A 13,576-nucleotide genomic window follows, 5' to 3' on the forward strand; every position below is an offset into this window, starting at 1 on the left:
ATCGCAGATTCAGGGCCGTGGCCCCTTCCAACCTCTTGCACCTTCCGACCCCATCCCTATAACGCAGACAATTTGCACGCAGGGGGTCAGCATGCCGAAAAGAACCGATATCAACACGATCATGATCATCGGCGCGGGCCCCATTGTCATTGGTCAGGCCTGCGAGTTCGACTACTCCGGCGCTCAAGCCTGCAAGGCCCTGCGTGAAGAAGGCTACCGGGTCGTCCTCGTCAACTCGAACCCCGCCACCATCATGACCGACCCCGGGCTGGCCGATGCCACCTATATCGAGCCGATCACCCCCGAGGTGGTCGCCAAGATCATCGAGAAAGAACGCCCCGATGCGCTGCTGCCCACCATGGGCGGACAGACCGGGCTGAACACCTCGCTTGCGCTGGAAGAGATGGGCGTGCTGGACAAATTCGGCGTCGAGATGATCGGGGCCAAGCGGGAGGCCATCGAGATGGCCGAAGATCGCAAGCTGTTCCGCGAGGCGATGGACCGCCTTGGCATCGAAAACCCCCGCGCGACAATCGTGACCGCGCCCGTCGATGCCGATGGCAAGAAGGACCTTGCCGCAGGCGTCGCGATTGCGCTGCAAACGCTTGAGGATATCGGCCTTCCGGCCATCATCCGCCCCGCCTTTACCCTTGGCGGCACTGGCGGCGGCGTCGCCTACAATCGGGATGATTACGAGGCGATCTGCCGCTCGGGGATGGACGCTTCCCCCGTCGGTCAGATCCTGGTCGATGAATCCCTGCTTGGCTGGAAAGAATACGAGATGGAGGTGGTGCGCGACACCGCCGACAACGCGATTATCGTCTGTTCCATCGAGAACGTCGACCCGATGGGCGTGCATACAGGCGATTCTATCACCGTGGCCCCAGCCCTCACGCTGACCGACAAGGAATACCAGATCATGCGTAACCACTCGATTGCGGTGCTGCGCGAGATCGGCGTCGAAACGGGTGGCTCAAACGTGCAATGGGCAATCAACCCCGAAGACGGGCGCATGGTCGTGATCGAGATGAACCCCCGCGTATCGCGCTCCTCGGCGCTGGCGTCCAAGGCGACCGGTTTTCCGATTGCCAAGATCGCGGCCAAGCTGGCGGTCGGCTACACCCTCGATGAACTCGACAACGACATCACCAAGGTGACGCCCGCCTCGTTCGAGCCAACCATCGACTATGTGGTCACCAAGATCCCCAAATTCGCGTTCGAAAAGTTCCCCGGGTCCGAGGCGACTCTGACCACCGCGATGAAATCGGTGGGCGAGGTCATGGCCGTTGGGCGTACCTTCCACGAATCGTTGCTCAAGGCGCTGGCATCCATGGAATCCGGCCTCACCGGCTTGGATGACATCGACATCCCCGGTGCGCCGGACAAGGCGGCGGTGGTCAAGGCGATCTCGGTGCAGACCCCCGACCGGTTGCGCCTGATCGCGCAAGCCATGCGCCATGGGCTGTCGGACGATGAAATTCACGGCGTCACGATGTTCGACCCCTGGTTCCTCGCCCGTCTGCGCGAGATTGTCGACACCGAAGATGCGGTGCGCCGCGACGGGCTGCCCGACAGCGAAGAGGGGCTGCGCCGCCTCAAGATGATGGGCTTTACGGATGCGCGTCTGGCCACTTTGACGGACAGCCGTGAAGCGGATGTGCGCGCCCTGCGCGACAGCCTCGGGGTCCATGCCGTGTTCAAGCGGATCGACACCTGCGCCGCCGAGTTCGAGGCGCAAACGCCGTATATGTACTCGACCTATGAAACGCCGGTGTTCGGCGAGGCGGAATGCGAGGCCCGCCCGTCGGATCGCAAGAAAGTGGTCATTCTGGGCGGCGGTCCCAACCGGATCGGGCAAGGGATCGAGTTCGACTATTGCTGCTGTCATGCCTGTTTTGCGCTCACGGATGCGGGCTATGAAACAATCATGATCAACTGCAACCCCGAGACGGTGTCGACCGACTATGACACCTCCGACAGGTTGTATTTTGAACCGCTGACTTTTGAACACGTCATGGAAATCATGCGTGTCGAGCAGGACAACGGCACCTTGCACGGCGTGATCGTGCAGTTTGGGGGGCAGACCCCGCTGAAGCTCGCCAATGCGCTGGAAGAGGCGGGTATTCCGATCCTTGGCACCACGCCGGACGCGATTGATCTGGCCGAAGATCGCGAGCGGTTCCAGAAGCTGGTGCAGGATCTGGGCCTGAAGCAACCCAAGAACGGGATTGCGCATTCCGACGATGAAGCCCTTGCAATCGCAGAAGATATTGGCTTCCCACTGGTGATACGTCCGTCTTATGTCTTGGGTGGTCGGGCGATGGAAATCGTGCGCGATATGGGCCAATTGCGCCGCTACATCTCCGAAGCTGTGGTGGTGTCGGGCGACAGCCCCGTCCTGCTCGACAGCTATTTGTCAGGCGCCGTCGAATTGGATGTGGATGCGCTGTGCGACGGCACCGACGTGCATGTGGCCGGCATCATGCAGCACATCGAAGAGGCGGGCGTGCATTCGGGCGACAGCGCCTGTTCGCTGCCCCCCTACTCGCTTGGCAAGGACGTGATCGCCGAAATAGAAGTGCAGACTCGCGCACTGGCCTTGGCGCTTAACGTGGTCGGCTTGATGAACATCCAGTTCGCGGTGCAGGGCGACGACATCTACCTGATTGAGGTCAACCCGCGTGCCTCGCGCACCGTACCCTTCGTCGCCAAGTCGACCGACAGCGCGATTGCATCCATAGCGGCGCGGATCATGGCCGGTGAGCCGCTTTCCAACTTCCCCCTGCGCGCGCCCTATGATGCGAGCGCCAGCTATGATGCGGTGCTGCCTTTGGGCGATCCGATGACGCTGGCCGATCCGAACATGCCGTGGTTCTCGGTGAAAGAGGCCGTGTTGCCCTTTGCCCGTTTCCCCGGCGTGGACACGATTCTGGGTCCCGAAATGCGTTCAACCGGGGAGGTGATGGGCTGGGATCGCACTTTTGGGCGCGCCTTCCTCAAGGCGCAGATGGGTGCAGGCATGGTGCTGCCCGACGCGGGATGCGCCTTTGTCTCGATCAAGGATATGGACAAGACGCCCGAGATGCTCGAGGCTGCGCAAATCCTGACGGGCCTTGGCTTCACGCTTGTGGCGACCCGCGGCACGTCGGCCTGGCTGAATGAACAGGGTGTTGAGTGCGGCGTGGTGAACAAGGTCTATGAGGGCCGCCCCGACGTGACCGACATGATGAAGGACGGGCGCATCCAACTGGTGCTGAACACGACCGAAGGGGCGCAAGCGGTCGAGGATTCAAAGTCAATCCGCTCCATCGCGCTTTATGACAAGATCCCTTATTTCACGACCGCAGCGGGGGCCTACGCCGCCGCGCTCGCCATTCGCGAACAGGCGCAAGGCGATGTCGGGGTCAAGGCGCTGCAAGGTTGATCATTCGATCAACCCGTCAAAACGGGCTGCGACGTCGTTCAAATTCCTGAGGATGGCGTCGCCCAAAACCGACGCAAGTTGGATGTCGCGCATGTCGACCGGGTCCCCCCGTGCGGCCTGTTCCAGAATGGGCGCGAGCGTGGTCCATTTGCTGGCCACTTTGCCCAAGGTAACTTTGATGTGAATGTTGGGCGCTTTGATAATGGATTTGTCAGGGTTCCCGTTCATCAGATCGTCAATCGTCTGTTCAAATTCGACGATATGGACCGTCATGACCTTCGCAGCACCTGACCACGCAAGATCGGTTTCCAGCAGGCACAGATCACGCTGCACCTGTTGCGACACGGCCCGCATCCGGTGAACCGCCCGGTAGGCGGGCCGCATCTCGTGCAGCGCGGCCGGAACGGTGGCCCCGCTTGCGATGTCGCCAAGTGTGTCGGACACAATCGGGTTGAAACGCAAAAGCAACCCCGCAGGCACAGTGTGCAGGTCCCCTGCCGCCACCTGCTTGGCTGACACGGACATCGTGTGGCCAATATCGCGCAAACTTTTGATCTGGTTTCGATCCTCGCCCGCGCTGGTTGCCAAAAGCCGTTCAAGCCCGGCATCAAGAGCGGTCGAGGACGCCTCGATATCGTCGGCATGTATCTGCGCCTCGGCCCCCATGAGGACTAGGCAGGCCGACTTGGCAATGCGATGGGTCAACACAGCCTGATCCATAACCTGCACCATCGAAACCGGCTGCGCCGCGCTGGACACCGGCAAGATCAGAAGAAAACAACACAGATATGAAAACAGCGCCCGCATGACGCTCCGCATATCCCATCGACATTACTGCGCAATTAACACCGATCAGACCAGATGAATGAAATCCTTTTTCACGTAATTCCGGGTCGAGGCCTTGGCTTCACCACCGTTGTTATTGCTGCCATTTGTGTTGCCTTCGATGGTGTCAAAATCGCTTCTGTTTGCATTTGAAACGATGCCGACATGGTTCCAGTCATTGGCCGTCTTGCGGATCACGAACAGCATGCCCGGCAGGACTTTGGAGGGGCGCAGGTTCGCATCCTTTACGGCGGCCTCGCTCAGGAAACGCCCGGCGGCCTTGGCGTCCTTGACCAGTTGGTCGCAGCTGACCTGCCGCTTGAACGGCATCTTGATCCCCATGTCGCGTGCTGCTTGGGCGGCCAGTGTCGAAACGAAACCCGCACACCATAGCTGCGCATCGCCCTCGCGCCCCTTCATATACAGACGCACCCATGGGCCACGGTTCTGCCCTGCGCGCTCCTGAGGGGCTTGGGCGATGTGCTGGCGCGCGATCTTGAGGTAGGTGGCGTTCAAATCCGCCTCGACGGTGACGGGCATCAGGGCACGACGCATGGGTGCGGTCAGCAGCAGCCACGTTTCGCGGTCCACCTCGCCTGTCACAGGCAGGGCATTGCGCTGCTGGAAACGGGACACGCTTTTGGCTGTCCCCTCACCGAAATCATCATCAACAGCCGTCGAAATCCCATGCAGATCACACCATTCCTGAATACGCCGGGCTGTCATCCCGTCAGTGCCCTTGCCAAAGTGCTGGTTGTGGGTCCCGGGAAAGTCGACCTCCTTGGCGGCATGCGGAAAGGGGCTGAGATCCAGCGTGGCCATATCCGTGCTGCCCAGCACCCCGGCAGGCGCGGGCGAGATCACCTTGCGCTGCGCGGATATCGTCACCAGATCCCGGTCGATCATCCGTTTGAGCAAACAGGCCGCTCCGACCTGTTGAGACACCGCGTTGGGATCGAACTTGCCGTCTGCGACATACTTCCCTTTGTCGAAATACTCCGACCCGCTCCACAGATAGGGGCTCATGCGGCCACGGTTGCGGTAGCCAAGGCCGTTATAACGCTCAAGTACCTCGAGGGCGGGGCCGACGGACCAGTCAGTTACACTGCCAAGGCTGCGCCCTGCCCCGGTCAGCGCGTCCGCGGCACTTTCGGCCCAGGTCATACCCAATCGCCAGCTTTCAGGGCGTCCCACGGGCACACGCACTGTCGGCGCGCTGAGCGGGTCGCCATTGTGGAGGTGCAGTTTGAAATTCGCGCTCGCCTCAAGCATGTGGATGATGCACACGACCCACCACGGCACGCCGGTCATCTGCTCGACCCGCCGATAGCGGACGGTGCGATCAGGCTTGGTCATCAGGTCCACGACGCCATCAATCCGATCAAGCCACGCATCGCGCAATTGCACCGCGTCAAACCAAGCCTGATAGTCCTTGGCCGTTGTGGGTGGGCCGTCAGAGGTATCGGCCACCTGCACCGGCAATGGAGATGGTGGAAGCGTTGGGGCCGGATCCGGCGCGGGGGGGGGCACCACGGGCATCTGTTGGGGTTCATGGTCAGTTTCGGGTGCGGGGTGGTGACGCACCTTGCGGATCATCGTCCCCGCCTTTTCCGCAAGCGCATCTGCCGCCGCCTTGAGGTCCTCGAGGAACATGGTGTCGACCTTGTGCTGCACCTCGCCCGTGGCCTGATCCAACCGGTCCGCCAGCCCTGCGATCTCGGCGGCTGCATTGGCGAGTTGACCAAGGCGGAACCGCTGCTCGGCCCGTTTCAGGTCTTCATAGAGCGCCTCAAGCCGCACCATCTCCTCTTGGCGGTTCTCGGCACTGGCTTTGACGTATTTCTGGCGTGCCTCGTCCTTCAATGCGAGGATATCCTCAAGCGTGACCATATCAAAAGTCCTCCTCTAAAATGTCGGGTGCCCTGAAAATAGGGGCCTAATCTATTGAGCAGCGAGGGCGGCGCGCACCCCTTGGGCTGCTGCGTCCATCTCGGCAATGGTCTGTAAAATACTGGCCGAATTGGCACGCGATTGACGGTTTTCGATGGCATCCACCGAGTGGGCCAAGGCAACGCGGGTGTTTTCCAACAGGACAACCCAATTGGCCAACAACACCTGCAACCCTTCGATCCGCGCCACCTCGGCTTGCGAAAATCCACGCAGGCCGCTGATCGTGTCGCGGTCAAACAGCAAATCCCCGATCAGCACGCAAAAGATCGACGTCGTCGCCGCCTCAAAGCAGGCGCGCTTGGGATCGGTGCTGATCTTGCCGCCCGCGCCGGGTGCCGCCGTGGTGCCGGTCAGCGCAATCAGCTTGTCGAATATCGCATCAATGGTGGGGGCCTGTTCGACCACCGTCTTTTGAAACTCTGCACGGGTCAGCACACCGAAAGCGGCTGTCGTTGCAGGCTCAAGCGCGCGCAAGGGCTGCGCGCGGGTGGCCAGACTGTCAATCACAGCCCGTTGTCCGGGTCCGACCGGGGCAACGATACGTGCGCCCAAGGACGTCGCTTGCGTTCCGATCTGGGTGAGGCGATTGGCCAGAGTCGTTGCGGATTCCCCTGTCGCCAGCCCCGAGACGGTCTGCGTGTAGGTGTTCAGAATATCCAGCGACTTGCGCAAAGAGGCCGTCGCAGGCGGGTCAATCCCCGGCGCAAGATAGCGCGCCTCGCCCGGATCGAAATAGACCGTGCGGGGCGTGATGGGCACGCGGGCATTTTCGAACGCCTTACGCTCGGCCACGGCCAGCTTGTCGAGGACGGATTGGCCGACCTGATAGGACTGATTGAACGAGGCCTGATAGACCGCAAATTCATTCGCACCGGGGCTGATACAGGCCGACAAAACCAGCAAGGCAAATGTCGCAGCGCACAGGCGAGCCAACGGCTTGGAGTTGAAAGGAAACACAACAGGCTCCTTTTGAAAAAATGGATCGAACAAAAAAACGAGAACGAACAATCGGTATTTATATGAACAGAAAACTACCGCGCGGCGCTTACGCCAACGGTTTTGTGGCCTTTGCACCCACAAGTTGAACGCAGTGCGGCGCATCGGCCACAGCCTTAGACAACGATGCAGACCCCCCGTTGGGGCCGGTTATTCGGGCCGCCACTCATCCCGCGTCATGGCGATAAAGGTCCCGGCCACGCCGCCTTCCACATTGCGCTCAACGATATCGCGGATCGTGTCGGTGCTGTGGATCGCATCCCATCCCGGCGCCGAGAACGTCTCGCGTTTGAAGACGTGTTCGGACAACAGCGGGTTGCTGAATGCCTGGCTGAACGCGTCCAGTGCCACGAACAAAAGCACCAGATTGGGCAGGGGGCTGTTGGGCACGCGATCTTCACAGAACAGACCCACATGGAAATCCACGTCGCGCGGGCTGACATAGTGTTCGGCCAATGCGGCGGCCACCTCCGGGTCGGACGAGATCGCCTCGAAGGTCGCGGGTCGGTCCTGCCCCATATAGGCGCAATAGTCCGAGAAACTGGCCAGTTCGCAGAACCGATCCTGCTTGATCGACGCCTCTTCGATATGCAGCAGATGTTCGGCGGTGTTGCGCGGGCCCAGTTCGGCGGCTTGGGTCTGGCTGACGCCCGAAAAGGCACGTTTGAGGCCATGATCTATCAGCAGCGCGTTGTTCATGAAAGTGTGGTGGACGGGGTGCATCTCTCCGCCCCATTTCATCTCGTCGGGGATCAGCGCGTGCCAGCGATAAAGCAGGCTGAATTCGGTGGTGATCCAGTTGGGCTTGTTCCAGGGCGCACGCCAGGCCACTGATGGGTCAGCGCGCAAGGTGAAGGGCAAGGGTGAGATGTGGTTGATGTAATCCTCGACCACCATCTTGATGAACAGCACGATCACCGCATTGCGGGTCGTCTCGAATACCCGATCATCGTCCCAGTCGGGATGTGCGGCCTCGATCTTGCCCGCAAGCCGGTTGTGTTCGCGCAGAAACAGGGTGTTGAGCATGGACACCTGCGGCACGGAATTGGCCCGATCGCCGCCAAAGGCGAACAGCGTGGCGCGGCGCGCGTCATCAATCGAGCTGTCCCCCAAGGGCGAATCCAGCACCTCAAATTGCGGGTCCACCTTGCCACCCGCGTAAAGGAAGGGCGCGTATTCCTCGCCATTGATCATCTGTGATTTGAGCCGTCCACGCTGACCAATATCGGACGACTTCAGGCGCAGCGCATGGGTCTGATCAATCGTGCGCCCATACAAAGGGCACAAGTCAATCTCGTGATTGGAGGTGTTGCGCTTGAGCCGGGTATCACCCCCATGCCCATGCGGCGTCAGCGTTTCGGACTCCGTGCGGATGAACCCATCCGTCAGATACTGCGCAAAGGCCGGGAACAGACAGGTTGATTTCGGACACAGGCGCTGTTTCCCCGCCCGGCGGGCAAAGAGATCGCGCAAGGCGGCCGGGTCCGGTGCATTCTCGCGAGGGCGCGGCGGCAGATGCCGCGCGCTCCACCGACGGTCCGTGAGACCCTGCCAAGAAACATAGTCGCGTTCAGTGCTCAGCGGATGAGGTCGAAACCGGGCGCGATTGACGACACGGTTAATCGCCCACCGGTTCACCCACGCATCCAGAGGCGGCATCGCCTCGACAATGGAAAAGAGGGTCTGACGGATTGAATAGGAAAATGAAGGCATAATGGGACGCTCAGAAAATGGGATGAATAATGCCGCGATCATCCCCCAACAACGCACGCATTTCCAGCAATAGTTGAATATCATCCCCGCCAGGGGGACGCGGAAATCCGCCAATACGTCCGCCGCCACAGACCGGATGGCGTTTCATGAGGTCCTCGGTTATGATCCGGTCAAATCTAAAAAAACAATCAAATGCAACGCCTTACATCGCCGGGATCTGGTATGGCACAGCCCACCTTCACCTTTGAGGATCGCGACGGACAGGCGACTGTGCGGCTGGCCGGACGACTGGTGACGCAGCACCTGAACCTTGTCGACGACGACTTTGCCAACACCACCGCCAAAAGCAACTCGCTGCGCGTTGATTTGAGCGACCTTGACGCGCTGGACACGGGCGGCGCGTGGTTGATCGCCCATTTGCAAGACCGGCTCGAGCGCGATGGAGTGCGCGTCGATGTCGCCGGTGCCGATGCGAACCAAACCGCCCTGCTGCGCACCGTGCGCGAAGCTTTGCCGTCCGAAAAAGGCGTCGAGGACATTCCGCGCGGCCTGCTTGTCTGGGTGTCTGGTATAGGAGCCAAGACGGCAGGCGTCGGGGCCTCGATGGTGTCGCTGCTCAGCTTTACGGGCGAGATGCTGACGAGCCTATTTGGCACTATTCTGCGCCCCAAACGCTGGCGCCCCGCGGCCCTTGTCAGCCAGATGCAGGATGCCGGGTTCAACGCGATCCCTATTGTCGTGTTGATGAGTTTTCTGATCGGAGTTGTGCTGTCCTTTCAGGGGGCCTCGCAATTGCGCCAGTTCGGGGCAGAGGTGTTTGTGGTCGACCTGATCGCCATCTCGATCCTGCGCGAACTGGGCATCCTGCTGACCGCGATCATCGTGGCGGGCCGGTCGGGCTCGGCTTTTACCGCCTCAATCGGGTCGATGAAGGTGCGGGAGGAACTCGACGCGATGCGCACCCTTGGTCTTGACCCGATGGAGGTCCTGGTGCTGCCCCGTGTCATCGCGCTGATCATCATGCTGCCGATCCTTGGCTTCATCGCCAATGTTTCGGGGCTGGTCGGGGGGGCGTTGATGAGCTGGATCGAACTTGGCGTCAGTCCGGGCATGTTCGTATCGCGCCTGCAGGAAAACACCGATGTGTCCCATCTGGTGATCGGGATGGCCAAAGCGCCCTTCTTTGCCGCCGTGATCGGGGTTGTGTCCTGCTGGCAGGCCATGCAGGTGCGCGGCTCAGCCGACAGTGTGGGGCATCAGACGACCATCTCGGTTGTGCAATCCATCTTTCTGGTGATCGTGGTTGATGCCATGTTCTCCATCTTCTTTGCGGAGCTCGGATTGTGAGCGACACGGAACGCGAGGCGGTCATCAAGGTGCGCGGGCTGAGGAACCAGTTCGGCACGCAGGTCGTGCACGAGAACCTCGATCTGGATGTGTGGCGGGGCGAAGTGCTGGGCATCGTGGGCGGGTCCGGCACGGGCAAATCGGTGCTGCTGCGCACGATTGTCGGCCTCAATCAACCCGCTGCAGGCAGCATCAATGTGCTGGGCGCGGATGTGCTGCATGGCAGCCGGGCAGAACGCTTGCAGGCCGAACGGCGATGGGGCGTTGCCTTTCAGGATGGGGCGCTGTTTTCCTCGCTGACCGTGATGCAGAACGTCATGGCCCCGATGCGCGAGCATTTGAACCTCAACCACGCGCTGATGCGCGCCTTGGGCCAGCTCAAGATCAGCCTTGTGGGCCTGCCACCGCTGGCCTGTGGCAAGCTGCCCTCGGAATTGTCAGGCGGCATGCGCAAACGCGCCGCCCTTGCCCGCGCCCTGTCGCTGGACCCGGAAATCGTGTTTTTGGACGAGCCAACGGCAGGCCTCGACCCCATCGGGGCAGCGGCCTATGACGATCTCATCGGCGAGTTGAAACGCTCCCTCGGCCTCACCGTGTTTATGGTCACCCATGACCTCGACTCTCTTTATGCGATCTGCGACAGAATTGCGGTACTGGCAGAGAAGAAGGTGTTGGTCGAAGGGCCCATTGAGGACATGACAGACGTGGATCACCCATGGGTCCAGGAATATTTCACCGGCCCGCGCGCCCGCGCTGCCCAAAGCAAAACCTGAGCCGAAAAGGAGCCCCCGCCAGATGGAGACCAAAGCCAACTATGTGCTGATCGGGCTGTTCACGCTGGCAGGCATTCTGGGTGCGCTTGGGCTCTTGTTGTGGCTCGCCAAGGTCGAGGTGGATCGCCAATACGCATATTACGACATCCGGTTCGAGGATGTGACCGGCCTCGGGTCAGCCAGCGATGTGCGGTATAACGGGGTGCCTGTGGGGCAGGTCATCGATATTGCGCTGGACGGTGAAAATGCCGATCAAGTGCGGGTCCAGATTGAGATCAACGCCGACACGCCGGTGAACGCCGACACGGTCGCGCGTCTTCAGTCACAAGGGGTGACGGGCGTGAGCTATGTGGCGCTGAAAGGCGGGAACGAACGGTCGCCCCCCCTGCCCGATGACGGCATGATCCCGTCCGAGCGCACGGCGCTGCAATCAGTTTTTGACGGCGCGCCCAAGGTGCTGGATCGGGCCGTGACCCTGCTTGATAACATCAATGACGTGTTTGACGACGACAACAAGGTGGCCATCGCGAGCATCCTGGAAAACCTCGCCGCATCCTCTGGCCGGCTCGACACGGTATTGGCCGATTTCGAAACTCTGTCGGCCGACCTTGGTAGCGCGGCGCGCAATGTGGCCGGCTTTGCCGAGCGGCTGGACCAACTGGCCGACACGGCGGATGAGACGCTTGTGCGTGCCTCAACTGCGCTCGAGACCGCGAATGGTGCGTTGAGCACGATCAACACCTTCACCACTGACGAGCTGACCCCATTGGCTCAGGATGCGCGCACAACGATCCAGACCGCCAACAGCGTGGTCGCGGGCGTAGGGGAGGATACAGCCCGGATTGCCGCACGCCTTGATGGGTTGGCCGATGACGGGGCCGCTGCCTTGCGCACCGCTACGGCTGCCTTTGAGAACGCCAATACAACGCTGGCCCTGATCGACACCGCGATGGAGGATGCGTCTACCACGCTGACCACTGCGGACCAGACATTCGCGATGGCCAACACGATCATCGAAAACGACGTGGGCGCGATCATCGCGGATCTGCGCGGGGCGGCCACGGCCTTTACCAGCACGATCACCGACGCGTCGGGTAGTATCGACACGATCTCGACCGAGGTGGTTGCGGCCTCCCGCTCGGCGGCCAACTTCACCGGCGCTCTTGAGACAGTCGTGGCAGGCAACCAACGCCAACTGTCCGAGTTTCTGCGCCTTGGCCTGCCCGAATTCCTGCGCTTTACCGAAGAGGCGCGCGGACTGGTCATCAACCTCGAACGCCTCGTGAACAAGATCGAACGGGACCCCGCCCGCTTCCTGCTTGGCACCCAGAATTCAGAGTTCAGCCGATGAAACGACCTCTTGCAACCCTTGCCCTTTCGACAATGCTTGCGGGCTGCGCCGGTCTGGCCAGCCTCAATCAGGCGAGCCAACCCACCGAGTTGTTCGTGCTGACACCCAAAAGCACCTTTGATCCGGGCCTACCCAAATTGCGCGATCAGATCGTGGTCGAGACACCCACGGCCACCGCTTCTGTGAACACGGATCAGATCGCCGTGCAGCCGACGCCGCTTCAGGTGCAATATCTGCCTGATGCACGGTGGGTGGACCGGGCGCCCCTGATCGTGCAGGCGCTGTTGATCGAGAGTTTCGAGAACTCCGGCAAGGTGCCTGCGGTGGGCAGTTCGACCATCGGGTTGCGCGCCGACTATCTGATCGTCACAGACATCCGCGAGTTTCAGGCCACAGTCCCGGTGGGGGCCTTGTCCGAGGCATTGCAAATCGACGTGCGCCTGAACATCAAGATCATCGACGCCTTTACGGATCGGATCATCGGGTCGCGGTCATTTGAGGAATTTGTCGCGTCGCCCACGGACGCCGCCCCGGATGTGGCCGGTGCCTTTGACGAGGCCCTGGGCGACACGATGCGCGACGCGGTCGAATGGAGCATTCGCCAGATCGCGCGCCACGCCCGAGGACGCTAGCGCAGGCCGTTCTGTGCGATGAACACGGACAGATCCGCGATGATCTGGCCGCGCGCTGCGGCGATCGCCTGCGGGCCGCCATCGACGGCATAAGGCACGCTCAGATCGAACACGCCCGATCGTTCGCGCCGCCCATCCGAGACACTGACAAAGTACTGGCCCGTCGCGCGGTATTGACCCAAAGCATTCGCGACCAGCGTTTCAAACCGGACATCTAGCCGAGCGTCGGGGAATGCCTCAAACGGCCAGGGCTCGGGGGCAACGCGCGCGCCCGACAGGGCGGCAATATTACGCGCCAGTTCCAGCGACAGCGCGCGCGCTGGCTCATCAGCCCAAAGCACAGTCGAGTCCGTGACCAGCTTGCCTGTTTCGTCCTGCACCGCAATTTCGTTGGCGCTCGCGTAGGCGGGCAAGGACACGTCGCGTACCTCGACGCTGCGAAAGGCGATGCGCTGCGTCTGCGAAACCTCGGGGGCCGTCACCGCATAAAGGTCCGGCGAAGCCCCACAAGCCGCCAGCAATATCAGCCCCGCAGCCAAGGCCGGTTTCACAATCCCCATCATCG

At 61.3% G+C, this 13,576-nt stretch carries 11 protein-coding genes; 5 read left to right on the forward strand and 6 right to left on the reverse strand.

Annotation, left to right across the window (positions count from 1 at the left end; genetic code table 11):
- Positions 1-91 precede the first annotated feature (91 nt).
- Positions 92-3,424 (forward strand): carbamoyl-phosphate synthase large subunit, encoded by a 3,333-nt coding sequence (carB, locus tag Q0908_RS12435; protein WP_299284659.1) that lies wholly within the window; start codon positions 92-94, stop codon positions 3,422-3,424.
- On the opposite strand, the gene Q0908_RS12440 is transcribed toward carB, so the two are convergent.
- The 5 genes from Q0908_RS12440 to Q0908_RS12460 all read right to left on the reverse strand — a co-directional run bounded on the left by Q0908_RS12440 (position 3,425) and on the right by Q0908_RS12460 (position 9,056).
- Positions 3,425-4,231: a hypothetical protein gene (locus Q0908_RS12440; protein ID WP_299284663.1), complete on the reverse strand. Its 807-nt coding sequence runs from the start codon at positions 4,229-4,231 to the stop codon at positions 3,425-3,427.
- A gap of 45 nt (positions 4,232-4,276) precedes the next feature.
- A complete protein-coding gene (locus tag Q0908_RS12445) occupies positions 4,277-6,139 on the reverse strand; it encodes a peptidoglycan-binding protein (protein ID WP_299284665.1) in 1,863 nt (620 codons plus the stop codon).
- A gap of 51 nt (positions 6,140-6,190) precedes the next feature.
- On the reverse strand, positions 6,191-7,156 hold the full coding sequence (locus Q0908_RS12450) for a hypothetical protein (RefSeq protein ID WP_299284668.1): 966 nt from the start codon (positions 7,154-7,156) through the stop codon (positions 6,191-6,193).
- 189 nt (positions 7,157-7,345) lie between these two features.
- Positions 7,346-8,908, reverse strand: coding sequence for a peroxidase family protein (locus Q0908_RS12455; protein WP_299284671.1), 1,563 nt, complete (start codon positions 8,906-8,908; stop codon positions 7,346-7,348).
- Between the two features lie 10 nt (positions 8,909-8,918).
- Positions 8,919-9,056 carry a hypothetical protein gene (locus Q0908_RS12460; protein WP_299284674.1) on the reverse strand — a complete coding sequence of 46 codons (138 nt, stop codon included), beginning with the start codon at positions 9,054-9,056 and terminating at the stop codon, positions 8,919-8,921.
- A 74-nt stretch (positions 9,057-9,130) separates the two neighbouring features.
- On the opposite strand from Q0908_RS12460, the gene Q0908_RS12465 reads away from it, so the two are divergent.
- From Q0908_RS12465 to Q0908_RS12480, 4 genes are read left to right on the forward strand one after another with little or no spacing between them, the layout of a single operon-like run.
- Positions 9,131-10,255, forward strand: a complete 1,125-nt coding sequence (locus tag Q0908_RS12465; RefSeq protein WP_299284677.1) for an ABC transporter permease — start codon at positions 9,131-9,133, stop codon at positions 10,253-10,255.
- Positions 10,252-11,028 (forward strand): ABC transporter ATP-binding protein, encoded by a 777-nt coding sequence (locus Q0908_RS12470; RefSeq protein ID WP_299284680.1) that lies wholly within the window; start codon positions 10,252-10,254, stop codon positions 11,026-11,028. Before Q0908_RS12465 ends, Q0908_RS12470 begins: the two co-directional genes overlap by 4 nt.
- A 22-nt stretch (positions 11,029-11,050) precedes the next feature.
- Positions 11,051-12,379, forward strand: a complete 1,329-nt coding sequence (locus Q0908_RS12475) for an MlaD family protein (protein ID WP_299284683.1) — start codon at positions 11,051-11,053, stop codon at positions 12,377-12,379.
- Positions 12,376-13,011: an ABC-type transport auxiliary lipoprotein family protein gene (locus tag Q0908_RS12480; protein ID WP_299284686.1), complete on the forward strand. Its 636-nt coding sequence runs from the start codon at positions 12,376-12,378 to the stop codon at positions 13,009-13,011. The genes Q0908_RS12475 and Q0908_RS12480 overlap by 4 nt, the downstream gene beginning before the upstream one ends.
- Here Q0908_RS12480 and Q0908_RS12485 read toward each other — a convergent pair.
- Complete coding sequence (locus Q0908_RS12485; RefSeq protein WP_299284689.1) at positions 13,008-13,574, reverse strand: membrane integrity-associated transporter subunit PqiC; 567 nt, start codon at positions 13,572-13,574, stop codon at positions 13,008-13,010. The two genes, Q0908_RS12480 and Q0908_RS12485, sit on opposite strands and share 4 nt — an antisense overlap.
- Between the last annotated feature and the right edge of the window lie 2 nt (positions 13,575-13,576).

This window comes from uncultured Tateyamaria sp. (assembly GCF_947494755.1).
Lineage (GTDB): Bacteria > Pseudomonadota > Alphaproteobacteria > Rhodobacterales > Rhodobacteraceae > Tateyamaria.